Consider the following 25,216-nt stretch of genomic DNA (forward strand, 5'->3'; position numbering starts at 1 on the left):
AAACGGCCCCATAAGGGGCCGCTATGACTGTCCTGAGACTTATTTCTTCTTCGCTTTCGCGTTAGGCAGATCGGTGATGCTGCCTTCAAAAATTTCAGCCGCCAGTCCTACGGATTCATGCAGGGTTGGGTGCGCATGAATGGTCAGCGCAATATCTTCTGCGTCACAGCCCATTTCAATGGCCAGACCGATTTCACCCAGCAGTTCACCGCCGTTCGTTCCGACAATGGCACCACCGATAACACGATGGGTCTCTTTGTCGAAAATCAGTTTGGTGATGCCATCTGCACAGTCAGAAGCAATCGCACGGCCTGATGCCGCCCACGGGAACGTGGCGGTTTCATAGCTGATGCCTTTCTCTTTCGCTTCTTTCTCAGTCAGACCGACCCAGGCAACTTCTGGCTCAGTATAGGCAATGGAAGGAATCACTTTCGGATCGAAGTAGTGTTTCAGACCTGAAATGACTTCTGCCGCAACATGGCCTTCATGCACGCCTTTGTGTGCCAGCATTGGCTGACCTACAATGTCGCCGATCGCATAAATGTGTGGCACATTGGTGCGCATCTGCTTGTCAACGCGGATGAAGCCGCGATCGTCAACTTCGACACCGGCTTTGTCAGCATCCAGGCCTTTACCGTTCGGTACACGACCAATCGCAACCAGAACCGCATCATAACGCTGAGCTTCGCCCGGCGCTTTTTTGCCTTCCATCGAAACATAGATACCGTCGTCCTTGGCTTCTACGGCGGTAACCTTGGTTTCCAGCATCAGGTTAAATTTCTTGCTGATACGTTTGGTAAAGACTTTAACCACGTCTTTATCGGCCGCCGGGATAACCTGGTCAAACATCTCGACCACGTCGATCTCTGAACCCAGCGCATGGTAAACGGTAGCCATTTCCAGACCGATGATTCCGCCACCCATAACCAGCAGACGCTTAGGCACTTCTTTCAGTTCCAGCGCGTCAGTGGAATCCCATACACGAGGATCTTCATGAGGAATGAACGGCAGTTCGATAGGACGTGAACCTGCAGCGATAATGGCGTTATCGAAGTTAATAGTGGTTGCGCCACCTTCACCTTCGACCACCAGCGTATTGGCACCGGTAAATTTGCCCAGGCCATTAACCACTTTCACTTTACGCCCTTTCGCCATGCCAGACAGGCCACCGGTCAGTTGGTTAATCACCTTCTCTTTCCAGCTACGGATTTTGTTGATATCCGTTTGCGGCTGACCAAACACAATGCCGTGTTCTTCAAGCGCTTTCGCTTCTTCAATCACTTTAGCAACGTGCAGCAGCGCTTTAGACGGGATACAGCCTACGTTAAGACAGACACCACCGAGGGTGCTGTAGCGCTCAACCAGTACGGTTTCCAGACCTAAGTCAGCGCAACGAAAAGCTGCAGAGTAACCTGCAGGACCTGCCCCAAGTACCACGACCTGAGTTTTAATCTCTGTACTCATCATGACCTCTTATTGGATTTCCGGCGGGTCAGACGCTGAGCCTATCCCATTAGGCTAGTTAACTGGCCATATTGCGTCTGCTGCTGCAAACATTCCCCTATCGGATTTGCCTGCCGTGACTCAATCTGACTGCGCCAATTATGCCTAATGGAATAGGCTCATAATGTCCTTATTCCACCGGGACATGTTCACCGCAAGAGTTTACAGAATTGTTAATAAACTGCCAACAGCGGTGCCCTGAATGTTACAAAAAGGCCGGCATTTGCCGGCCTTTTGCGCTTTTTACATAACCAGACGACGAATGTCTGACAGCATATTGCCAATAATAGTAATGAAACGTGCACCATCCGCACCGTCGATAACACGGTGATCGAAGGACAGAGAGATCGGCATCATCAGACGTGGTGCAAACTCTTTACCGTTCCATACAGGCTCCATTGCGGATTTGGACACGCCAAGGATGGCCACTTCCGGCGCGTTAACAATCGGCGCAAAGTGCGTGGTGCCCAGGCCGCCCAGGCTGGAGATGGTGAAACAACCGCCCTGCATATCGCCTGCGGTCAGTTTGCCATCGCGCGCCTTTTTAGAGACCGCCATCAGCTCACGAGACAGCTCGGTGATGCCCTTCTTGTTCACGTCTTTAAAGACCGGAACGACCAGACCATTTGGCGTATCGACCGCCACGCCGATGTTGATGTATTTTTTCAACGTCAGCTTCTGCGCGTCTTCAGACAGGGAGCTGTTGAAACGTGGCATCTGCTCAAGCGCTGCAGCGACAGCTTTCATGATGAAAACCACTGGCGTGTATTTCACGTCCAGTTTGCGCTTCTCGGCTTCGGCGTTCTGCTGCTTACGGAAAGCTTCCAGATCGGTAATATCGGTTTTATCAAAGTGGGTTACGTGTGGGATCATCACCCAGTTACGGCTCAGGTTGGCACCCGAGATTTTCTGGATACGGCCCAGTTCCACTTCTTCAACTTCACCGAACTTACTGAAGTCAACTTTCGGCCATGGCAGCATGCCCGGCAATCCGCCACCGCTGGCTGCGGCTGGCGCAGCCTCTGCGCGTTTCACTGCATCTTTCACGTAAGCCTGAACGTCTTCTTTCAGGATACGGCCTTTGCGTCCTGTGCCTTTCACCTTCGCCAGGTTAACGCCAAATTCACGCGCCAGCCGACGAATCACCGGCGTGGCGTGGACATAGGCTTCATTCTCAGCAAACTCGCCTTTGCTGTCTGCTTTTGGTGCAGGGGCTGCGGCAGGCTGAGATTCCGCCGCCGCAGGTGCAGGGGCCGACTCTTTCTTAGCCGCCGGTGCCGCGGCAGGGGCAGCGCCTTCCACTTCAAACACCATGATCAGCGAACCGGTGCTGACTTTATCGCCCGTCGCGACTTTCAGTTCTTTGACGGTGCCCGCGAACGGTGCCGGAACTTCCATCGACGCCTTATCGCCTTCCACTACAATCAGTGACTGCTCAGCCTCGACTTTATCGCCGACCTTCACCAGCACTTCGGTGACTTCAACTTCGTCGCCGCCGATGTCAGGTACGTTAACGTCTTTTGCCCCTGCGGCCGCAGCGGGTGCCGTCGCAGCCTCTTCTTTCACTTCTGGCTTCGCATCAGCAGCCGGTGCAGCACCCTCTGTTTCAAAGACCATGATGTGAGAGCCGGTATTCACTTTATCGCCGGTGGCGATTTTAATCGCTTTCACCACGCCCGCGAACGGTGCCGGGACTTCCATTGAGGCTTTGTCGCCTTCAACGACGATCAGCGATTGTTCAGCTTCAACTTTGTCGCCCACTTTCACCAGAATTTCGGTGACTTCGACTTCGTCACCACCGATATCCGGTACGTTAACGTCTTTGCTGGCGCTGGCAGACGCAGCGGCGGCAGGGGCGGCCTCAGCTTTTTTCTCTTGAGCTGGCGCCGGTGCCGCTTCAGCAGCACCTTCTGCGTCAAACATCATGATCAGCGAGCCGGTTTCCACTTTGTCACCGGTTGCGATTTTGATCTCTTTTACTACGCCGGCCTGCGGCGAAGGCACTTCCATAGAAGCTTTATCGCCTTCTACAGTGATCAGCGACTGCTCGGCTTCCACCTTATCGCCAACCTTGACCAGAATTTCGGTGACTTCAACTTCGTCTGACCCGATATCCGGTACCTTGATTTCAATAGCCATTACTCTGTTACCTCTTAAGCCAGACGCGGGTTAACTTTATCGGCATCGATCTTGAACTTCACGATCGCATCCGCCACGACTTTCTTATCGATTTCGCCACGTTTAGCCAGTTCACCCAGCGCGGCTACCACAACGTATGCTGCATCCACTTCAAAGTGGTGACGCAGATTTTCACGGCTGTCAGAGCGGCCAAAGCCGTCGGTGCCCAGCACACGGTAATCGCTTGAAGGCACGTAGCTGCGAACCTGCTCAGCAAACAGCTTCATGTAGTCGGTTGATGCGACAGCGGGTGCTTCGTTCATCACCTGAGCGATGTAAGGCACACGCGGCGCTTCTGTCGGATGCAGCATGTTCCAGCGCTCACAATCCTGACCATCGCGGGCCAGTTCGGTGAACGAGGTGACGCTGTAAACGTCCGAACCGATGCCGTAATCAGCCGACAGGATCTGCGCGGCTTCACGCACATGGCGCAGGATAGAACCTGAACCCAACAGCTGAACTTTACCTTTGCTACCGTCTACGGTTTCCAGCTTGTAGATACCTTTACGGATACCTTCTTCGGCACCTTTCGGCATCGCTGGCATGTGGTAGTTTTCGTTCAGCGTAGTGATGTAATAATAAATGTTTTCCTGCGCTTCACCGTACATGCGTACCAGACCGTCGTGCATGATGACAGCCACTTCGTAGGCATACGCTGGATCGTAGGAGATACAGTTTGGAATGGTCAGTGACTGAATATGGCTGTGACCATCTTCATGCTGCAGACCTTCACCATTTAGCGTAGTACGGCCTGAGGTACCGCCGACCAGGAAGCCGCGCGCCTGCTGGTCACCCGCCAGCCACATCAAATCACCAATGCGCTGGAAGCCAAACATCGAATAATAGATGTAGAACGGAATCATCGGCAGGTTGTTAGTGCTGTAAGAGGTCGCCGCCGCCAGCCAGGACGATCCTGCGCCCAGCTCGTTGATCCCTTCCTGCAGAATCTGACCTTTCTCGTCTTCTTTATAGTAAGCCACCTGCTCGCGGTCCTGCGGCGTGTACTGCTGACCGTTCGGGCTGTAGATACCAATCTGACGGAACAGGCCTTCCATACCAAAGGTACGGGCTTCATCGGCAAGAATCGGCACCAGACGATCTTTAATCGACTTGTTCTTCAGCATCACATTCAGCGCACGCACAAACGCGATGGTGGTAGAGATCTCTTTGTTCTGCTCTTCCAGCAGCGCACTGAACTCTTCCAGCGCCGGCATTTCCAGCTTTTCCGTGAAGTTAGGCTGACGTGAAGGCAGGTAACCGCCTAATTTCTCGCGCTGACCATGCAGGTAGTTGTACTCTTCGGAGCCTTTCTCAAAGGTGATGTAAGGCAGCGACTCAATTTTGTCGTCTTCGACCGGCACGTTGAAACGATCACGGATATAGCGTACGCCATCCATGTTCATCTTCTTCACCTGGTGCGCGATGTTCTTGCCTTCTGCGGTGTCACCCATACCGTAACCTTTGATGGTATGAGCCAGAATCAGAACCGGCTTGCCTTTGGTGTCCTGCGCTTTTTTCAGTGCCGCGTAAATTTTCTTCGGATCGTGACCACCACGGTTCAGTGACCAAATCTCATCGTCTGACCAGTCTTTCACCAGCGCAGCGGTTTCCGGATATTTACCGAAGAAGTGCTCACGCACGTAGGCACCATCACGCGATTTAAACGTCTGGTAGTCGCCGTCGACGGTTTCATTCATCAGCTGGATCAGTTTACCGCTGGTGTCATTGCGCAGCAGTTCATCCCAACGACCGCCCCAGATAACCTTGATCACTTCCCAGCCAGCACCGGCAAAAATGCCTTCCAGCTCGTTGATGATCTTACCGTTACCGGTGACCGGTCCATCCAGACGCTGCAGGTTACAGTTGATGATAAAGACCAGGTTATCCAGTTTTTCACGGGTCGCGATAGTGATCGCACCTTTGGATTCTGGTTCATCCATCTCGCCGTCGCCCAGGAACGCGTAAACGGTCTGGCCAGAGGTGTCTTTCAGACCACGGTGTTCCAGGTACTTCAGGAACTTAGCCTGATAGATAGCGTTGAGTGGGCCCAGGCCCATTGAAACGGTCGGGAACTGCCAGAACTCCGGCATCAGTTTTGGATGCGGATAAGAAGACAGGCCTTTGCCATCGACTTCCTGACGGAAGTTATTCATCTGCTCTTCGGTCAGACGGCCTTCCAGGAAAGCACGGGCATAGATACCCGGAGAAATGTGGCCCTGAAAGTACACCAGATCGCCGCCATCTTTCTCACTGCGCGCGCGGAAGAAGTGGTTAAAACACACTTCATAGATAGTGGCAGAAGACTGGAAGGAGGACATGTGGCCGCCAAGCTCCAGATCTTTCTTCGATGCGCGCAACACCGACATGATGGCGTTCCAGCGGATAGCGGATCGGATACGACGTTCAAGTGAGGTGTTGCCCGGATATTCCGGTTCATCTTCAACGGCAATAGAGTTGATATAGTTACTGATAGCGGCAGCACCGCCAGCAACTTTCACACCGCCTTTACGGGCTGCACTCAGCACCTGATCAATCAGATACTGTGCACGTTCAACACCTTCTTCACGGATGACCGATTCGATCGCCTGTAGCCAGTCACGAGTTTCAATCGGATCCACGTCATTGTGTAAACGTTCTGACATGGGGGTATTCCTTATCTGTGTCTAATACGTTGAAAAATCGGGAGCCTGTTAACGTCAGGGAGACAGGCTCGTCGCACATGTCCGCACGATCTTTGCCGCGCGTTATTCCTTACGTTGCTGTAAACGACGTAGGGAGCGTTCTCGACGGCTCTGCTCCCGACTTCTGTCCAGCAAGATTTCCTCAATGAACGCCAGGTGACGGTGTGATGCCTCGCGTGCTTGTTCTGGCTCACGAGCCACAATCGCCTCAAAAATTCTGGCGCGGTGACCGCTCACTTTCGCCAGCATTTCCCGGCGAGAGTAGAGCAATTCAAAATTCTGTCGGACATTCTGTTCCAGCATAGGGCCCATTGATCGTAGCAAATGCAAAAGCACGACATTATGGGCCGCTTCTGTGACAGCGATCTGATACTTCATCACTGCGTCTGCTTCAGCGTCGAGATCGCCGCTGTCCTGCGCCTGTTGGATATGAAGATGACAGTCGCGAATACGCTGCAAATCTTCTTCTGTGCCACGCAGTGCCGCATAGTAAGCCGCAATGCCTTCTAAAGCGTGGCGCGTTTCCAGCAGATCAAACTGAGATTCCGGATGTTCGGCGAGTAGCTCTACGAGTGGATCGCTCATGCTCTGCCAGAGATGTTTTTGTACGAATGTTCCGCCGCCCTGACGGCGTAATAACAATCCTTTCGCTTCTAATCGCTGGATTGCCTCACGGAGAGACGGACGTGAAACATCGAATTGTTTGGCGAGTTCGCGCTCGGGGAGCAACTTCTCTCCCGGCTGCAGCGTCCCTTCCATAATGAGGGATTCCAGTTGCTGCTCAATCGCATCGGAGAGTTTGGGTTGACGAATCTTGCTATAAGCCATCTTCCCTTCTTAAAGTATGCCGGTCAAACAAAGTAAATTGGTAATACCAATTCAAAAAAGGTGCCCGTAAAGTAACAAAGTATTCACCTTGTGTCTATACGGCATCTGTGACACTTCGGTGAAGGAATGCGGGATGCGCGCGTTAAATCCAGAGATAAAAGTGGGGAATCAGGCCATACCTGGACGTTAATTTTTTTAACCTTTACCAAAAATTACACAGCATGTATGACTAAACCGATTTAGCCATCAGCGCCTGGTCAGCGCGGTTTGCTGCCGTTTTTCTCATCGGGGGTAAATAAGACGGCAGACCGTTTGATTCTTTTTAAGCCAACTCGTACCGGGGCTGGCGAAAGCAGGTGCAAAGCCCTGCGCTTATCACTATTCTGTTGGTCAGGTTACAGCTGGCGGCATTACGCAAGTCTGACACCTTAAAAACATCATTCTTAAGTGTATTTAATTCTTTACAGTCAGCACATTCTGAAGCGAAGAATAACAACATCATGAGGTGTGTATGGAACAACAGCACGGTGAATCGCTGAAGCGCGGTTTAAAAAATCGCCATATACAGTTGATCGCCTTGGGCGGTGCAGTGGGAACCGGCCTGTTTCTGGGCAGCGCGTCGGTCATCAAATCCGCAGGTCCCGCCGTTATTTTAGGCTATGCGATTGCCGGGTTTATCGCCTTTCTTATCATGCGTCAGTTGGGTGAAATGGTGGTCGAGGAGCCCGTTGCCGGGAGCTTCAGCCACTTTGCCTATAAATACTGGGGAAATTTTGCCGGTTTCGCCTCTGGCTGGAACTACTGGGTGCTGTATGTGCTGGTCGCCATGGCGGAGCTGAGTGCCGTCGGTAAATACATTCAGTTCTGGGCGCCCGATTTTCCCACCTGGGCATCAGCCGCTATCTTCTTCGTGCTGATTAATGCCATTAACCTGACGAACGTTAAAGTGTTTGGTGAAATGGAGTTCTGGTTTGCCATTATTAAAGTTATCGCGGTGATTGCGATGATCCTGTTTGGCGGCTGGTTACTGTTCAGTGGTACCGGTGGGCCGCAGGCAACCGTGCGTAACCTGTGGGAACACGGCGGCTTTATGCCGAATGGCCTCGGTGGGCTGGTGATGGTTATGGCGATTATCATGTTCTCCTTTGGCGGTCTGGAACTGGTCGGGATTACGGCGGCAGAAGCGGACAATCCTGAAACCACGATTCCAAAAGCCACCAACCAGGTGCTGTGGCGGATCCTGATTTTCTATATCGGCTCGCTGGCAGTGCTGCTGTCATTAATGCCGTGGACGCGCGTGACTGAAGATACCAGCCCCTTTGTGTTTATCTTCCACGAACTGGGCGATGCCATGGTTGCCAATGCACTGAACGTGGTGATCCTCACCGCCGCACTGTCGGTCTATAACAGCTGCGTTTACTGTAACAGCCGCATGTTGTTTGGTCTGGCACAGCAGGGGAATGCGCCAAAAGCGCTGCTGAACGTGGACCGCCGCGGTGTGCCCGTGATGAGTATTCTGGTGTCAGCCGTCGCCACCGCGCTGTGCGTGCTGCTGAACTTCCTGATGCCGGGCGAAGCGTTTGGTCTGCTGATGTCGCTGGTCGTGTCTGCGCTGGTCATCAACTGGGCGATGATTAGCCTGGCGCACCTGAAATTCCGTAAAAAGAAAAACCAGCAGGGCGTTACCACCCGTTTCAAAGCGGTACTGTACCCTCTGGGTAACTGGGTTTGCCTGATCTTCCTGGCTGGCATCCTGGTCCTGATGGCGATGACGCCAGGCATGGCCATTTCCGTATGGCTCATTCCTGTCTGGCTGTTCATCCTGGCTATTGGCTATTTCATCAAGAATAAGACGCAAAAAGCCTGACGACATTGCCTGCCCGCCGACAGAAAGCGGCGGGCAGGCAGTCGGTAAACCCGACCCTGCTCACACTTCTCCCTGCACGGCTGTTTTGTCCATCATCCCAACAATTTCGTGCCGCACCGCCTGTGGATTAAACATTAATAATCCTTTTATGTTTAATTCCTCTGCAGGTTACAACAATGACAGATAACCCCCTCTCATTCAGAGAAAAGCTGGGCTATGGCATGGGTGATGCGGGGTGCAACATGATCGGTGGCGCTGTCATGCTGTTCCTCAGCTATTTCTATACCGACGTTTTTGGCTTAGCACCGGCCTTAGTGGGCGTGCTGTTACTCTCGGTGCGCATTCTGGATGCCATCACCGACCCGATAATGGGCGCGATAGCTGACCGTACCAAAAGCCGCTGGGGGCGTTTCCGTCCCTGGTTACTGTGGGTGTCAGTGCCCTACGTTATATTCAGTGTACTGATGTTTACCACGCCAGACTGGAGCTATCCCAGCAAGGTCATCTGGGCCTTTACCACCTACTTTTTCATGTCCCTGGCCTATACCGCCATTAATATCCCCTACTGCTCGCTGGGTGGCGTCATGACTAACGATCCCGGTGAGCGTGTCTCCTGCCAGTCGTACCGGTTTGTCATGGTCGGCATTGCCACCCTGATTCTGTCACTGTCGTTGCTGCCGATGGCGGAATGGTTTGGCGGTGAGAACAAGGCGCGGGGTTATCAGATGGCGATGGCTGTGCTGGCCCTGGTGGGACTGGCAATGTTTCTGTTCTGCTTCGCCACCGTGCGGGAACGTATTCAGCCTGCCGTCCCTACTCATGATGATCTGAAAAACGATTTGCGTGATGTGTGGAAGAACGATCAGTGGGTGCGCATCTTGCTGTTGACACTTTGCAATGTCTGCCCGGGTTTTATTCGTATGGCAGCAACCCTCTATTACGTGACCTGGGTCATGGGACAAACGGCGCACTTTGCCACGCTGTTTATCAGCCTGGGGGTGGTTGGCATGATGCTGGGTAGCACGCTGGCAAAAGTCCTCACCGACCGCTGGTGTAAGTTGAAAGTCTTTTTCTGGACCAATATCGCCCTTGCCCTGTTCTCCTGCGGTTTCTACTGGCTTGCTCCCCACGCCACCGTGACAGTCGTTATCGCTTACTTTCTGCTTAATGTTCTTCATCAAATTCCCTCCCCTTTACACTGGTCTTTGATGGCGGATGTGGACGATTACGGTGAATGGAAAACCGGTAAGCGTATTACCGGCATCAGCTTTTCAGGCAATCTGTTCTTTCTCAAGGTCGGACTGGCCGTCGCGGGGGCGATGGTCGGTTTTCTGCTCTCGGCTTACGGTTATGATGCGGGTGCGAAACAGCAATCGGCTCACGCGCTCAACGGCATTGTCCTGCTGTTTACCGTTATCCCCGGGGCTGGCTATTTGATTACCGCGGGCGTGGTGCGACTGATGAAAGTGGATCGCACATTAATGCAAACCATTCAACGCGATCTTGCCCTCCGCCAGATTCAGGCGCACGAAAAACACCCTACCGAGCTTCCGACTGGAGAGTTGAAATGAGCGAAAACTGGCCCAACCCCTTTATTGAACGGCGCGCCGATCCGTTTATCCTGCGCCACGGAGAACACTATTACTTTATTGCTTCCGTACCGGAATATGATCGTCTTGAGCTACGTCGTGCCAGCACGCTAACGGCCTTACGCACCGCGACACCGGTCGTGGTCTGGCGTAAACCCGATATTGGGCCGTTCAGTGAGCTGATCTGGGCACCGGAGTTGCATCGTATTGCAGAACACTGGGTTATCTATTTTGCCGCAGCGCCTTCGCGCGATATCAAAGATGGCTTGTTTCAGCACCGGATGTACGCGCTGGTGTGCAACGATGACGACCCGCTCAGTGGCCACTGGCAGCCCCCGCGCCAGGTGTTAAGTCATCTCGACAGTTTTGCGCTGGATGCCACCCACTTTGTTCACCAGGGGAAGAACTGGTACTTATGGGCGCAGAAAGATCCTGCAATTCCAGGCAATTCCAACCTCTATCTGGCTGAATTGCGTAATCCATGGACGCTCAAAGGCAAACCGGTGATGCTGAGCCGTCCGGAATATGAATGGGAGTGCGCGGGGTTTAGCGTCAACGAAGGCGCGGCCGCTATAGTGCATGGTGACTGGCTGTTTATTACCTATTCTGCCAGCGCAACGGATGAAAACTACTGCATGGGCCTGCTTTCCATTCCGCGTGATGCCGATCCGCTGAACGCGATGGCCTGGCAGAAATCAGCGCGTCCGGTCTTTGCAACCAGTTGGGAAAACCGCCAGTATGGACCGGGACACAGTTGTTTTACTCAGGATGAGGACGGGCGCGATCTGCTGGTCTATCACGCACGCAATTATACAGAAATTGAGGGCGATCCCCTTTGGGACGGTAATCGCCATACGCGTCTGAAATATTTTCACTGGCGTGAGGATGGCACACCCGACTTCGGGGTTCCCCCTGCCGACTACACCAACGTGCCGTAAATGGTCAGCAACGCCACAACCACCACCAGCACCAGCGAAATGCGCTTCGCCAGCGCCACGGCGACACGTGGCGTTGCGACCTTATCGCTGTGCGGATCGCGAGCCAGCGAAAACTGCGCCAGCGTGGTTAAAACCTGGTACTGCGAGTGATGCCTGTCCGTCAGCGAGGCAAACCAGGCAGGCAAGGCTTTCTCACCGTGCCCCAGCAGCGCATAGGCAACGCCCGCCAGCCGCACCGGGAGCCAGTCAACCACATGCAGAATGCTGTCCACGCCAGACTGAGAGCGGGCCATGGGCGTGCAGTGTTTTGCCAGCCAGCTTTGCCAGGCGCGTAAAAACGCATACCCCACGAGTAACACCGGTCCCCAGGCACCGCCCACCACGAACCAAAACATCGGTGCCAGATAGAAACGGAAGTTAATCCAGATGAGCGCATTCTGAAGCTCACGAAGGAATTCGCGTTCGCTGCACTCAACAGGCACACCGTGGATCAGGGTTAACTCTGCCGCCATGGCCTGATGTGCCGCGGCGTCATCACGACTCGCCGCCTGCAAATACGTATGATAGTGCTGACGCACCACACCCGCTCCGATGCACAGTAACCCCACCACGATCCAGAACAGAAGCTGAGGAATACCAAACAAAATGCCTTTCAGGCTCCCGACCACCAGCGCGGTCAGGCCCATCGCGATAATCAGCATCAGCAGTGTGCGCATCACCGAAAAGTGCTGACGGCGACGAAACACAGGCTCCAGCCGGTGATCCAGTTGCCAGTGCTCCCCCAGCTTAAACAGCCGTTCCCAACCTAAAACCAGTAACAAGGTAAATAACGTCATAGTTACTCCAATTTTTGTTGCTGTAACCGCTGTTTAAAATCGTCCCAGTCAAACGCCGGGCCGGGATCGGTTTTCCGTCCCGGTGCAATATCACTGTGGCCGGTAATGCGCGCAGGCGTTAACGGATAATGGGCTAACAACGTCTGCGTGACCTGATGCAGAGCGGCGTATTGTGCCTCGGTATAAGGTTCAATATCCGTGCCCTCCAGTTCAATGCCAATTGAAAAGTCGTTGCAGTTTTCCCGCCCCTCAAACTGCGAGATGCCAGCGTGCCAGGCACGTTTATCAAAGGGGACATATTGCACGATTTCGCCATCACGTCGGATAAGGCAGTGCGCCGCAACGCGCAGATGAGCAATCTCAGCAAAGTAGGGATGCGCGTCGGCAGGCAGCGTGCCGGTGAACAGTTTATCAATCCACGGGCCGCCGAATTCGCCGGGCGGCAGGCTGATATTGTGAATGACCAGAAGGGATGGCGCTTCATTATGCGGCCGATCATTACAATGGGGGGACGGCACCTGTCGCACACCGGACAGCCAACCTTTTTCTACTTTCATGCTGGATTCTCTTCGCAGGACCGGTTTGAGAATAGCATGAATTTTAAGGGATTATTGCGTCAAAATGCGTTGCACTATCGGGCTGATAAACGCACATGTTAAGTATACTAAACAAAAAGTGACTAAGGACTGGTGCCTTCGCGCTATTCAGGCTATGGTAATCGCCTCTGTTACCTGACATTTACTGGAGCGGAACGCGTATGTCTGTGCGTCGCTATGATCCGGACAGTCGCCATCAGGCGCTGCTTGAACGTATTGAAAATGATATCCCCGAAGCCGTTGAACGCGCATTAAAGGAAGATCTCGGCGGTGAGACAGAGAGCGACCGCGACATTACCGCACAGCTCCTGCCAGCCGACAGTCGGGCACATGCTCAGGTTATTACCCGTGAAGCCGGTGTTTTTTGTGGTAAACGCTGGGTCGAAGAGGTGTTTAACCAGTTAGGCGCACACACTGCCCTGACATGGCATGTGGAAGATGGACAACATGTTATCCCGGATCAACCCCTGTTTGAGGTTGACGGGCCAGCCCGCCTGTTGCTGACGGCCGAACGCACCGCATTGAATTTTGTACAAACCTTGTCCGGCGTCGCCACGGAAGTCAGCCGCTATGTCGCGCTGCTGGAAGGCACACAGACACAGCTTCTGGATACACGCAAAACATTGCCAGGCCTGCGAACAGCGCTGAAATACGCCGTACTGTGCGGTGGCGGCAGTAATCATCGCCTCGGCCTGTCCGATGCGTTTCTGATTAAAGAAAACCATATTATTGCCAGCGGCTCAATTCGTCAGGCCGTCGAAAAAGCCTTTTGGCTTTATCCGGATGTCCCTGTGGAAGTCGAAGTTGAATCGCTGAAAGAGCTGGAAGAGGCACTGGCTGCGGCGGCCGACATCATCATGCTGGACAATTTTTCCCTTCAGGCGATGCGCGAGGCGGTGAAGATCACGGCTGGTCGTGCGCTACTGGAGGTGTCAGGCAACGTCACCGAAACGACGATTCGGGACATCGCCGAGACCGGTGTGGATTATGTCTCTGTCGGCGCGCTGACCAAGCATGTGCGTGCTCTGGATCTGTCGATGCGCTTTCAGGCGCAATAATCTCTGTTGCCGTGCCGCCGGCACGGCCTGTTTTGTGCACCAGCGTCCAGTGACGTAGTCCTGTTCCTGTAACCCACCAGATTTATTGCCTGCCCTTTTCCACTCTCCGGATTTCCTGCTGTTATTACCGACAGCGTCTTCCTAGACTGCGGCCTTCTTACTCAGGAGGCACATATGCACTATCAACAAGGATTTACGTTGGTTGAATTAATGATTGTGGTCGGCATCGTGGCGATCCTCAGCGCTATCGGGCTGCCTGCCTATCAAAATTATCTGCAGCGCGCCGCGCTGACCGACATGCTGCAAATCATGGTGCCCTTTAAGACGGCCGTTGAGCTTTGCGCGATTGAACGCGGCGGGCCTGAACAGTGTCAGGCCGGGCAACGCGGTATTCCGCAGGGCACAACATCACGTTACGTGTCGGCGATCACCGTGGTCAACGGCATGATTACCCTGACCGGGCAGGAGAGCCTGAATGGATTAAGCGTAGAAATGCTGCCCGTCTGGGACAGTAACGAAGGCACGCTCGTCTGGCAGCGTACCTGTACCAGCACTAACACCACGTTACGCGACAACTGTCAGGAACAATTCCGCTTTGACAGTCGTGGGGGCACAAATGAGTAAACCCGACGATGCGATAGCGCTGATCTGTCAGCGCTACCGCGCCATCATCCTCGACCACAACGCGACGCATTTACGTCTTGCTGTCGCTGAGCAGGTTCCGCCAGGACTGGCCGAAGCCCTGCAATTTGCCAGCCCGTGTCAGATCGCTATTGAGTGCTGGCCGCAGGCCCGGCTCGAACAGGCTGAAGCGATGCATAGCCCCTTGTGTGCTAAAGAGGGTGCCGCCACAGAATCGGCAATCGATACCGCCAGCCAGCTTCTGCATCAGGCCGCACAGCGGCGGGCCTCAGACATCCATATTGAGCCTTATCAGCACAGCCTGCGTATTCGTCTGCGCATTGACGGCGTGTTGCATCCCCTGCCCCTGCAACGGGACATACAGCCAGCGGCTCTGCTGGCGCGGCTTAAAATTTTGGCCGGACTGGACATTGCCGAACGTCGTCTGCCACAGGACGGTCAGTTCAGCCATGAGATTGACGGTCAGGTCGCTTCCTTTCGGCTCTCAACGTTGCTGACGCAGGGCGGAGAGAAAGCCGTCGTACGTTTGCTGCAGCGGGAAGGCGCTACACTGTCCCTGGACTCGCTGGGCTTACCCGCGGCACCGCTGCGCCTGCTCAAGGCTGCGCTGGCACAGCCCCAGGGCCTGATTCTGGTCACGGGCCCAACCGGCAGTGGAAAAACGTTTACCCTTTACAGCGGACTGAGCGCGATTAATCAGCCCGGAAAGAACATTTGCAGTGTGGAAGATCCCATTGAGATCCCTTTGCCGGGCATCAATCAGACGCAAATTAATCCAAAGTATGGGCTCGATTTTAATCGCGTGTTACGCGCGCTGCTTCGCCAGGATCCGGATGTCATCATGATAGGCGAAATACGTGACGGCGAGACCGCTGAAATTGCCGTAAAAGCCGCGCAAACCGGTCATCTTGTCCTCTCGACTTTGCACACTAACTCAACGGCTGAAACGCTAACCCGCTTACGCCAGATGGGCATTCCTGGTTATTTACTGGGCTCAGCGTTGCGCCTGATTATTGCTCAGCGCCTGGTCAGACGCCTGTGTCCGCACTGTCGTGAACCTGCACAGGCCGTAGCACATCTCCCGGCGTCAGTCTGGCCAGGCACGTTACAAACCTGGCGGGCACCGGGTTGCGATCACTGCTTTTCGGGTTATTTTGGCCGTCTGGCTTTATTCGAACTCCTGCCCGTTACAGCCAAACTGCAAAATGCTATCGCCGCCGAAATGCCTCTGGAGGAGGTATTGGCGCTGGCAAAACAGCAAGGGATGCGCACGCTACAGGCTTCCGGGCTGGACGCTGTCAGCCGCGGCGAAACCTCTCTGGAGGAGATGCAGCGCGTTATTGGGCTCGAATCATGACGCACCTTTTTCTTTATCGCTGGTATGCCGTAGATACACAGGGCAGACTGCAAACGGGTTATCATCTGGCCCCCGACAGTGAGACGCTGTCTGACGACCTTTCGCGCCGGCACTTAGTGCCGGTGAGCGAGAAGCGGGAAAAAGTGATGCGCCGACGTGACTGGCGGTCACAGCATAAAATTGATTTCATTCGCCAGCTCGCCACCCTGCTAAAGGCGGGCCTTCCTTTATCGCAAAGCCTTGATCTGCTGGCATCAGGTCACCCGCATGCCGCCTGGCGGGCGTTGATGCAGGCCTTACAGCATCACGTCTTGCGTGGCGAGCCATTTTCGCAGGCATTACGCCAGTGGCCAGAGGTTTTTCCGCCACTTTTTGCTGCGCTGATGGCGGTCGGCGAGCTGACCGGTCAGTTGGATATCTGCTGCGAACAACTGGCGCAGCAACAAACACGTCAGCAGCATTTGCGCGCCAAGGTTCTGAAAGCCCTGCGTTATCCCCTGTTTATTCTGTTCGTGGCGTTGGCCGTCACCTGCGGTATGTTGCTGTTTGTGTTGCCGGAGTTTGTTTCCGTCTATGCCTCGTTTGACGCGCCTTTACCCGCCTTCACCGCCGCCGTTATCACCCTGTCCGACGCATTACAGGCGGGCGGATTGCCGTTAATCGGGGGCATTGCCCTGCTGGCGACGGGCTGGTACCACGCGCGGCGGTGCTCTGAAAACTGGCAGCGCTGTGAGCAACGCGCCCTGCTGCGTGTGCCGGTTATCGCCGGGCTATGGCAGGGCAGTCAACTGACGCAAATCTACAGTGTGTTGCAACTGACCCAGCAGGCAGGATTAACCCTGCTCCAGGGACTTGATGCGGCCTGTGTCACGTTGTCATCGCGGCTGTGGCAGGATGCCATCAGGGCTATTCAGCAGCACATTGCGCAAGGCAATCCTCTGCACCAGGCGTTGCACTCGCATCCCCTGTTTACGCCACTTTGTCGTCAGTTGATTCGTGTGGGCGAAGAGTCAGGCGCACTGGATGTGATGCTGGCGCGTCTGGCTGAATGGCATGAAAGAGAAACGCTGACGCGGGCCGATAATCTGGCCGCCTCGCTGGAACCCGTGATGATGGTGGTGATTGGCGGCATTGTCGGCACACTGGTGATCGCCATGTATCTGCCTGTGTTTGGGCTAGGTGAGGCCATGCAGTAAAGGTACTCCGTTCCTTTACTGCATGCTGAGCAGGCAGGGTTAACGGGAAAAGATGCGGTTTTCCTGCTCGGCCACCCGAATAAACGTGGTGCGCTTGGTTAACTCTTTTAGCCGCTCAGCTCCCACATAGGTGCAGGCAGAACGAAGCCCGCCGAGAATATCGCGAAGGGTTTCTTCTACCGGTCCACGCAAGGGGAGTTTCACTGTTTTCCCTTCTGCCGCACGATATTCCGCCACGCTTCCCGCATGACGTTTCATTGCGGATTCTGAGCTCATGCCGTAAAACAGCATAAACCGCTCGCCGTTTTCTTCTGTAATTCGGCCTTCGCACTCATCATGTGCCGCCAGCATGCCGCCCAGCATGACAAAATCCGCACCGCCACCAAACGCTTTGGCGATATCACCCGGCACAGCGCATCCGCCATCGCTGACAATTTGCCCATTCAGGCCGTGCGCCGCATCGGCGCACTCAATCACGGCTGAGAGCTGCGGATATCCCACGCCGGTTTTGACGCGCGTGGTGCAGACTGAGCCCGGTCCAATCCCCACCTTCACGATATCCGCTCCGGACAGGATTAACTCTTCGACCATTTCCCCCGTGACGACGTTACCCGCACAAATCGTTTTGCCCGGGAAGATCTCGCGCGCGCGCTTCAGGAAATCGACAAAGTGCTCAGAATAACCATTGGCAACGTCAATGCAGATGAACTGCAGGTCATCGCAAATGGCCATGACCGCAATAAGTTTGGTGAGATCGGCGTCTGAGGTGCCGGTAGATACCATCACATATTTCAGTACTGATGCCGGTACGCGTTGAACAAACGTCCGCCAGTCTTCCACACTGTAGTGTTTGTATACGGCTGTTAATACATTGAAACTGGCCAGCGCCTCGGCCATTGAAAAAGTCCCCACCGTATCCATGTTGGCCGCGATAACAGGTACGCCGCGCCAGTCCAGGCCGGAGTGTTTGAACGTAAAGCTGCGATCCAGTTCGACCTGAGATCGGCTTTTCAGCGTGGAGCGCTTTGGACGAATCAGTACGTCTTTAAAGCCCAGTTTCAAATCTTCTTCAATGCGCATACATAATGTCCTGGTAAGAGGTTATTCATCGCCATGAAGGGCGTTATCACAAAGCCAGTCACCTCATGATACGCGCCATTTGCACCGCAACAAGAGTGCGAATTTCACTTTATTTACGCTACAATCCATCAGATTCGACGGCGTCTTTCTAACGAAATCGGACGCGCAACATGATCGTGTCGTAACGCTTTGGCTTACCTGTGACTGAACGACTAAGAGAGTGAGAGTGAGAGATACGCCCTACACGGTGGCGCTGACCGGTGGCATTGGCAGCGGCAAGAGCACTATTGCCGCGTACTTTGCTGCAGAAGGCGTGACGATCATTGACGCTGATGTCATTGCCCGCGAGGTCGTCGAGCCGGGCACGCCTGCTCTGCAGGCGATTGTTGCACGCTATGGTGACAGTATTCTGACCGATCAGGGAACACTGCAACGTGCGCGCTTAAGAGAGATTATTTTTGCGGCACCTGATGAAAAAAACTGGCTAAACGCGCTGCTTCATCCCCTGATTAACGCCCGCACACAGCAGCTTAAAGCGCAGGCGACCTCACCTTATGTCCTGTGGGTCGTGCCGTTGCTGGTTGAAAACCAGCTCCAGCATCAGGCCGATCGGGTTTTGGTTATCGACACCGATGAAGAAACACAGCTGAAACGTACGCTCGCACGCGACAACGTTTCTCCTGAGCAGGCTAAACGCATTCTTGCGGCACAGGCGACGCGCCAACAGCGCCTCGCCTGTGCCGATGATATTATTGATAACAGTGGCGCGCCTGAAAATGCGCTACCCCAGGTTGCCAGACTTCATCAGCGTTATCTGAAGCTTGCGGCAGCGAAACAGGATTAATCCATGAGTACAGTCGTTCTGTTTGAACATCCACTGAATGAAAAAATGCGCACCTGGCTGCGTGTCGAATTCCTGATCGATCAGTTGCATCAGGTTACGCCATTGGAAAATACCGCCACGGCACTGACTTTTTTTCGTCTGATCGGCGAACTGCTGGATATCTTTGAACGCGGCGACATGCGCACCGAGTTGCTGAAAGAGCTTGAGCGTCAGCAAACCAAACTGCGCGCGTGGGCGGATGTGCCCGGCGTCGATATGTCCGTGGTGGATGCATTGCGCGACAAACTAAAAGCACAATCTGTTCTGCTTAACAGTGCGCCGCGTATGGGGCAGCAACTGAGGGAAGATCGTCTGATTGCTCTGGTTCGTCAGCGGCTCAGTATTCCGGGCGGGTGCTGCAGTTTCGATCTGCCTGGTCTGCACATCTGGCTGCATCTGCCGCAGACAACACGTGATGCGCAGGTGACAAGCTGGATGGAAACCCTGATACCGCTGCACAGCACACTGGCCATGTTGCTCGATTTAATCCGTCAGTCGGGCACTTACCGTTTACAAACCAGTCTGAACGGTTTTTATCAGGATAATGCCGAAGGCGCCGATCTTCTGCGTCTGCAACTGGACATAGAGGACGCACTTTATCCTCAGGTATCCGGTCATAAGAGCCGTTTTGCGATACGTTTTATGCCACTGGACAGTGAGCGCGGTGAAGTCCCTGCGCGCCTCAACTTCCAACTGGCCTGTTGTTAGAGGTGAACATGCAGGAAGAAATTATGACCGTTAACTGTCCGCAGTGCGGTAAAACGGTTATCTGGGATGAACTGAGCCCGTGGCGGCCGTTTTGCAGCAAACGTTGTCAGTTAATTGACCTTGGCGAATGGGCTGCGGAAGAAAAGCGCATACCCAGCAGCGATGAGTTGAACGACAGTGACAACTGGAGTGAAGAAGAACGCTAAGTCACGCGGTGGGGCATAATGCCCCACCCTGTTACAGTTCGCCTGCCACCAGACGCGCTATCAGTTCATGATTTGCCGCCGGAAATTCTTCAGCGATCAGCGCCCGCTGTTCGACCCAACGCTGTGGCTGACCTTCTTTGCCCCAGGGTTCACCTTTCCAGCCTTCGACCAGGAAAAAATGCAGCGTCACACGCAGATCGTCATAGGTATGATCTTTGATGCCAATGGCGCGGGCATCAGTCACCTCAATGCCGGTCTCTTCGAGCAGTTCGCGCACTAAACCCTGCTCAGGGCTTTCACCCGCTTCAATTTTACCGCCGGGAAATTCCCACTTATTGGCCATGTAGGAGGAAGCCGCACGCTGGGCAAGAAAAATGTGTTTATCAGCATTGCGGATAATGCCGACGGCAACCTGCAGGTGCTTCATGAAGGTATCCTGAAGAGTAGGTGAATGAGCGCTGATTCTAAAACATGTTAAGCGGGTTGTTAACCGCGCCATCGTTCAGCGGACAAAAAGCCAAAAAAAAGGAGCCAGAGGCTCCTTTTCAGTCAACACGTTATCAGGCCAGGCGACCATGACACTGTTTGTATTTCTTACCTGAACCGCATGGGCAAGGATCGTTACGTCCGACTTTACGCTCGCCGCCCTGCTGGGCAAGCGACTCGGCCGCCAGCACATCTTCGCTGACATGGCTGAGATGCTGCTGCTGCGCCAGACGCTCTGCCTCTTCGCGACGTTGCTGCTCCATCGCTTCCACTTCTTCTGGCATTCGCACCTGCACCTTGCTCAGTGTGCTGATTACTTCATACTTCAGCGTTTCAAGCATGGCGGCAAACATGGCAAACGATTCACGTTTATATTCCTGCTTCGGATCTTTCTGCGCGTAGCCACGTAAGTGGATGCCCTGACGCAGATAATCCATTGCCGCCAGGTGCTCTTTCCACAGGGAGTCCAGCGTTTGCAGCATCACGCCTTTCTCAAAGTTACGCATCATCTCCGCGCCCACGATCTCTTCTTTCGCCGCATAGCTATCGGCAGCGTGTTTCATAATGCGCTCACGCAGCGTCTCTTCATGCAGGTCCGGTTCTTTATCCAGCCATTCACTGATTGGCAGATCCAGATCGAAATCGTTACGCAGGCGCTCTTCCAGTCCCGGTACGTCCCACATTTCTTCCAGTGACTGCGGTGGAATGTAGCTGTCGATAATCGATTTATAGACGTCTTCGCGAATACTGTTGATGGTATCCGAGACATCAGAAACATCCAGCAGCTCATTACGCTGGCTATAGATCGCGCGGCGTTGGTCATTCGCCACATCATCGTATTCCAGCAGTTGCTTACGAATATCGAAGTTACGGCTTTCCACTTTACGCTGTGCGTTGGCAATGGCTTTGGTTACCCACGGGTGCTCAATGGCCTCGCCCGGTTTCATTCCCAGCTTGCGCATCATGTTAGAAACACGATCAGAGGCAAAAATACGCATCAGCGCATCTTCCATTGACAGGTAGAAACGTGAAGAACCCGCGTCCCCCTGACGACCCGCACGACCGCGCAGCTGGTTGTCAATACGACGCGATTCATGGCGTTCCGTACCGACGATATGTAAGCCACCTGACGCCAGCACGGCATCATGGCGAACCTGCCAGGCCGCTTTAATCGCCTCGATCTGCTCTTCAGTCGGATCCTGCAGCTCAGCGACTTCGGCATGCCAGCTACCGCCCAGCATAATATCGGTACCACGGCCCGCCATGTTGGTGGCGATGGTCACGGCACCCGGCTGACCAGCCTGAGCAACAATATCCGCTTCGCGGGCGTGGAATTTGGCGTTCAGAACATTGTGCTTAATGCCTGCGCGTGTCAGCTCGTTTGATACAACTTCTGACTTCTCGATCGAAATCGTACCTACCAGTACCGGTTGCCCTTTCGCGGTACGTTCGCGAATATCCTCAATAATGGCATCGATCTTCTCTTTCTCTGTCATGTAGACCAGATCGGCCAGATCTTTACGCACCATCGGACGGTTGGTTGGCACAACTATGGTATCGAGCTTGTAGATGGAGCTGAACTCAAACGCTTCTGTATCAGCCGTACCCGTCATACCGGCCAGCTTTTCATAGAGGCGGAAGTAGTTCTGGAAGGTGATCGATGCCAGCGTCTGGTTTTCGTTCTGGATTTCAACGCCTTCTTTGGCTTCAACGGCCTGATGCAGACCATCAGACCAGCGACGTCCTTGCATGGTACGACCGGTATGCTCATCGACAATGATGACTTCGCCATCTTTAACGATGTAATCAACATCGCGCGTGAACAGCGCATGTGCACGCAGCGCAGCCGTCACGTGATGCATCAGCATGATATTCGTCGGTGAATAGAGGGATTCACCTTCCACCATAATGCCCTGGCTCACCAGCAGCTCTTCGACTTTCACCAGGCCGCGCTCGGTCATGTGCGCCTGACGCGCTTTCTCGTCAACCCAGAAATCGCCTTCACCCTGGAAGTGGTCAGAATCTTCTTTTTCCTGACGGATCAGGTGAGGAATGATTTTGTTCACTTTGGTATAGAGTTCAGAGCTGTCTTCTGCCGGACCTGAGATGATCAGTGGCGTTCGCGCTTCGTCAATGAGGATGGAGTCGACCTCATCCACCAGCGCATAGTGCAGTTTACGCTGTACGCGCTCTTCAGGGCTGAACGCCATGTTGTCGCGCAGATAGTCGAAGCCATATTCGTTGTTCGTACCGTAAGTGATGTCCGCTGCATAGGCTTCACGTTTGGCGACGGAAGGCAGACCTGACATGTTGATACCGACACTCAGACCAAGAAATTCAAACAACGGGCGGTTATTTTCCGCATCACGCTGGGCCAGGTAATCGTTGACGGTAACAACATGAACACCTTTACCGGTCAGGGCATTCAGGTAGGCTGGCAGCGTTGCCGTAAGCGTTTTACCTTCACCGGTACGCATCTCAGCAATACAGCGGTTGTTGAGTACCATACCACCAATCAGCTGGACATCAAAGTGACGCATGCCAAAGACGCGTTTACTGGCTTCACGCACGGTTGCAAAGGCTTCCGGAAGTAAACTCTCCAGCGACTCGCCTTTTATCAGGCGCTCACGGAACAGTTCCGTTTTCGCTTTCAGTTCTTCATCAGAGAGCTTTTCAAAATCCGGTTCCATCTTATTGATGATATCAACGGTTTTACGCATGCGGCGCAAAGTACGATCATTGCTGCTACCAAAAACCTTAGTTAACATTTTGATTAACATAGTAAATATATTCTCAATTCAGCCGAATCGTCGGACTGCGAAATCTAAAAGGGTGTAATGAAAGTGATTAGCAGAACAATGAAGCGGGGCCGGCACGGATACCGTGCACTTTGCCATGCCAGGCTGCTCGCGTCAGGGCAGGCGCGTCAGACACAGGCAGCAGAGACAAACCAAAGGCGTCGTATGTCTGTGCTGTCTGGGAGGTCAATAAGGCATGAAGTGAATCGATTAACGCCAGCTTTTGCGCGGCCAGCGGATGTACCTGCTCTTCCGCCTGAGACTGCGGCGTCAGCGTGAAAGAGAGGTGGCGGATAACCGTGCGAATGGCATGCTGGTGCCAGTAGTCAACCGTAAAACTGGGACGTCGCGAGGCTTCCTGAAGACGAATAAGATGATCGAAACGAACGGCATTGCCGATGAACAGGCTGCTGGCTGAGGATTCGGATCCGGTGTTAAGTTCCGCTGTTTGCGCACACGCCGGCAAGCCGAGACTGGCCGCCACCATTCCCAGCAGGAAATGAGGCCAGAAATAGCGTCTACCTATTTGTCGCCAGCGTAGAAGGATTCCGATCACAATTGTTCCATTGCGCATAACAATTTCATTATTCACTGCTGTTTTCAGCAGCATGCAGCCTGTAAAAGCGCCAGAGATAGTAACACTAATGTGGCGTGCCGACACCTGCGTTTAAAGCGACAACGGAAGAAATCGCACCTGATTGTGCAGCAATTCAGCAATTGTTTGCTTTAGCATGTGAAGAGTGTCGCAACACACAGAGAGCGAAGGCGGGGTAATAAAAAACGGCCGGCGCGACTGACCGGAGAGAGTGTCAGCGCAACCAGCCGTTTTTACGTTCTGATCAGGAATTAAGCCAGAACCAGATTTGGTGCTTTAAACGCCAGCGGCAATTCAGCTTCGTCTTCGAAGGTCGCCCATTCCCAGGCTTCCTGCTTAGCCAAAACGGCCTGCAGCAGTTTGTTGTTCAATGCATGGCCCGATTTGTACGCGGTAAACGCGCCGATAATGTTATGGCCACACATAAACAGATCGCCGATAGCGTCCAGCATTTTGTGACGGACAAACTCGTCTTCAAAACGCAGACCTTCTTCATTAAGCACGCGGAAATCATCAAGGCCTATCGCACAATCTAAACTACCGCCCAGGCACAGGCCTTTAGACTGCAGATATTCGATTTCATGCATGAAGCCAAAGGTGCGTGCACGGCTAATCTGACGAACAAACGCTTCGGCAGAGAATTTCATCTGGTAACGCTGAGAGCTGGCATCGATAGCCGGGTGTTTGAAATCAATAGTGAAATCAAGCGAAAAACCGTTATACGGTTTAATTTCCGCCCATTTATCACCATCTTCAACACGCACGGTTTGCTTAACGCGCACAAACTTCTTGGCGCTGCTGAGCTGCTCGATACCTGCATCCATCAGCAAATAGATAAAAGGCGCTGCGCTGCCATCCATAATCGGGATTTCAGGTGCATCGACTTCCACAATAATGTTGTCGATGCCCAGGCCCGCCAGTGCGGCATTCAAGTGTTCAACTGTCGAAATACGCACGCCTTCATCATTCACCAGGCAGGTACTCAGCATGGTGTCGCGCACGTATTTTGCATCAGCCGGAAAATCAACCGGGGGATTCAAGTCGGTGCGACGATAGATGACCCCGGTATTAGCCGGTGCAGGGCGCAACGTCAGGCTGACTTTCTTGCCGGTATGTAAACCGACACCTGTCGCCTGAACAATACGTTTTAATGTCCTTTGTTTGATCATCGTAATTATCTCGCAATATTAC

General features: G+C 53.7%; 21 protein-coding genes. 10 read left to right on the top strand and 11 right to left on the bottom strand.

Annotated features, from left to right (window positions below):
* Nucleotides 1-39: 39 nt before the first annotated feature.
* From lpdA to pdhR, 4 genes are all read right to left on the bottom strand, one after another.
* Entirely contained in the window at nt 40-1,464 is a 1,425-nt protein-coding gene (gene lpdA / locus C1N58_RS14240) for a dihydrolipoyl dehydrogenase (RefSeq protein ID WP_028724707.1), read from the bottom strand.
* Nucleotides 1,465-1,746: 282 nt separating this feature from the next.
* Nucleotides 1,747-3,642: a pyruvate dehydrogenase complex dihydrolipoyllysine-residue acetyltransferase gene (aceF, locus tag C1N58_RS14245; RefSeq protein ID WP_394549891.1), complete on the bottom strand. Its 1,896-nt coding sequence runs from the start codon at nt 3,640-3,642 to the stop codon at nt 1,747-1,749.
* A gap of 14 nt (nt 3,643-3,656) precedes the next feature.
* A complete protein-coding gene (gene aceE / locus C1N58_RS14250) occupies nt 3,657-6,323 on the bottom strand; it encodes a pyruvate dehydrogenase (acetyl-transferring), homodimeric type (RefSeq protein ID WP_033740274.1) in 2,667 nt (888 codons plus the stop codon).
* Between the two features lie 102 nt (nt 6,324-6,425).
* A complete protein-coding gene (pdhR, locus tag C1N58_RS14255) occupies nt 6,426-7,190 on the bottom strand; it encodes a pyruvate dehydrogenase complex transcriptional repressor PdhR (RefSeq protein ID WP_033740273.1) in 765 nt (254 codons plus the stop codon).
* A 511-nt stretch (nt 7,191-7,701) separates the two neighbouring features.
* Between pdhR and aroP the strand changes: the two genes are divergently transcribed.
* The 3 genes from aroP (at nt 7,702) to C1N58_RS14270 (ending at nt 11,584) form a co-directional block, all read left to right on the top strand.
* Nucleotides 7,702-9,057 (top strand): aromatic amino acid transporter AroP, encoded by a 1,356-nt coding sequence (gene aroP, locus C1N58_RS14260; protein ID WP_394549892.1) that lies wholly within the window; start codon nt 7,702-7,704, stop codon nt 9,055-9,057.
* Between the two features lie 176 nt (nt 9,058-9,233).
* Nucleotides 9,234-10,628, top strand: a complete 1,395-nt coding sequence (locus C1N58_RS14265; protein WP_394564261.1) for a glycoside-pentoside-hexuronide (GPH):cation symporter — start codon at nt 9,234-9,236, stop codon at nt 10,626-10,628.
* Nucleotides 10,625-11,584, top strand: coding sequence for a glycoside hydrolase family 43 protein (locus C1N58_RS14270; protein ID WP_054634492.1), 960 nt, complete (start codon nt 10,625-10,627; stop codon nt 11,582-11,584). The genes C1N58_RS14265 and C1N58_RS14270 overlap by 4 nt, the downstream gene beginning before the upstream one ends.
* Here C1N58_RS14270 and ampE read toward each other — a convergent pair.
* Together ampE and ampD are read right to left on the bottom strand one after the other, a co-directional pair.
* Complete coding sequence (ampE, locus tag C1N58_RS14275; protein WP_006117697.1) at nt 11,566-12,420, bottom strand: beta-lactamase regulator AmpE; 855 nt, start codon at nt 12,418-12,420, stop codon at nt 11,566-11,568. The genes C1N58_RS14270 and ampE overlap by 19 nt on opposite strands.
* 2 nt (nt 12,421-12,422) lie before the next feature.
* Complete coding sequence (ampD, locus tag C1N58_RS14280) at nt 12,423-12,977, bottom strand: 1,6-anhydro-N-acetylmuramyl-L-alanine amidase AmpD (RefSeq protein WP_006117696.1); 555 nt, start codon at nt 12,975-12,977, stop codon at nt 12,423-12,425.
* 200 nt (nt 12,978-13,177) lie between these two features.
* Here ampD and nadC point away from each other — a divergent pair, with 200 nt between their 5' ends.
* The 4 genes from nadC to hofC all read left to right on the top strand — a co-directional run bounded on the left by nadC (nt 13,178) and on the right by hofC (nt 17,269).
* Nucleotides 13,178-14,074, top strand: a complete 897-nt coding sequence (nadC, locus tag C1N58_RS14285; RefSeq protein WP_033740266.1) for a carboxylating nicotinate-nucleotide diphosphorylase — start codon at nt 13,178-13,180, stop codon at nt 14,072-14,074.
* A 174-nt stretch (nt 14,075-14,248) separates the two neighbouring features.
* Nucleotides 14,249-14,698 (top strand): prepilin peptidase-dependent pilin, encoded by a 450-nt coding sequence (gene ppdD, locus C1N58_RS14290; protein WP_054688149.1) that lies wholly within the window; start codon nt 14,249-14,251, stop codon nt 14,696-14,698.
* Nucleotides 14,691-16,073 carry a type II secretion system protein GspE gene (gene gspE, locus C1N58_RS14295; RefSeq protein WP_054688150.1) on the top strand — a complete coding sequence of 461 codons (1,383 nt, stop codon included), beginning with the start codon at nt 14,691-14,693 and terminating at the stop codon, nt 16,071-16,073. The genes ppdD and gspE overlap by 8 nt, the downstream gene beginning before the upstream one ends.
* Nucleotides 16,070-17,269 (top strand): protein transport protein HofC, encoded by a 1,200-nt coding sequence (gene hofC, locus C1N58_RS14300; RefSeq protein ID WP_394564262.1) that lies wholly within the window; start codon nt 16,070-16,072, stop codon nt 17,267-17,269. Before gspE ends, hofC begins: the two co-directional genes overlap by 4 nt.
* 39 nt (nt 17,270-17,308) lie before the next feature.
* On the opposite strand, the gene C1N58_RS14305 is transcribed toward hofC, so the two are convergent.
* Nucleotides 17,309-18,349: a GMP reductase gene (locus C1N58_RS14305; RefSeq protein WP_394564263.1), complete on the bottom strand. Its 1,041-nt coding sequence runs from the start codon at nt 18,347-18,349 to the stop codon at nt 17,309-17,311.
* Nucleotides 18,350-18,575: 226 nt separating this feature from the next.
* On the opposite strand from C1N58_RS14305, the gene coaE reads away from it, so the two are divergent.
* Genes coaE through yacG form a run of 3 tightly spaced genes read left to right on the top strand, consistent with a single transcriptional unit; the run spans nt 18,576 to nt 20,146 of the window.
* Nucleotides 18,576-19,193 (top strand): dephospho-CoA kinase, encoded by a 618-nt coding sequence (gene coaE, locus C1N58_RS14310; protein WP_006117689.1) that lies wholly within the window; start codon nt 18,576-18,578, stop codon nt 19,191-19,193.
* 3 nt (nt 19,194-19,196) lie between these two features.
* On the top strand, nt 19,197-19,940 hold the full coding sequence (gene zapD / locus C1N58_RS14315) for a cell division protein ZapD (protein ID WP_006117688.1): 744 nt from the start codon (nt 19,197-19,199) through the stop codon (nt 19,938-19,940).
* Between the two features lie 8 nt (nt 19,941-19,948).
* A complete protein-coding gene (gene yacG / locus C1N58_RS14320; protein WP_006117687.1) occupies nt 19,949-20,146 on the top strand; it encodes a DNA gyrase inhibitor YacG in 198 nt (65 codons plus the stop codon).
* A 31-nt stretch (nt 20,147-20,177) separates the two neighbouring features.
* Here yacG and mutT read toward each other — a convergent pair whose 3' ends face one another.
* From mutT to lpxC, 4 genes are all read right to left on the bottom strand, one after another.
* A complete protein-coding gene (gene mutT, locus C1N58_RS14325) occupies nt 20,178-20,573 on the bottom strand; it encodes an 8-oxo-dGTP diphosphatase MutT (RefSeq protein ID WP_006117686.1) in 396 nt (131 codons plus the stop codon).
* 133 nt (nt 20,574-20,706) lie between these two features.
* On the bottom strand, nt 20,707-23,412 hold the full coding sequence (gene secA / locus C1N58_RS14330) for a preprotein translocase subunit SecA (RefSeq protein WP_394564264.1): 2,706 nt from the start codon (nt 23,410-23,412) through the stop codon (nt 20,707-20,709).
* A gap of 67 nt (nt 23,413-23,479) precedes the next feature.
* On the bottom strand, nt 23,480-23,986 hold the full coding sequence (gene secM / locus C1N58_RS14335) for a secA translation cis-regulator SecM (protein ID WP_233255760.1): 507 nt from the start codon (nt 23,984-23,986) through the stop codon (nt 23,480-23,482).
* Between the two features lie 290 nt (nt 23,987-24,276).
* The gene (lpxC, locus tag C1N58_RS14340; protein ID WP_033740259.1) at nt 24,277-25,194 is read right to left on the bottom strand and encodes a UDP-3-O-acyl-N-acetylglucosamine deacetylase; all 918 of its coding nucleotides are present in this window, start codon (nt 25,192-25,194) and stop codon (nt 24,277-24,279) included.
* Nucleotides 25,195-25,216 lie beyond the last annotated feature (22 nt).

The sequence above is a fragment of the Pantoea sp. SGAir0180 genome (assembly GCF_043546245.1).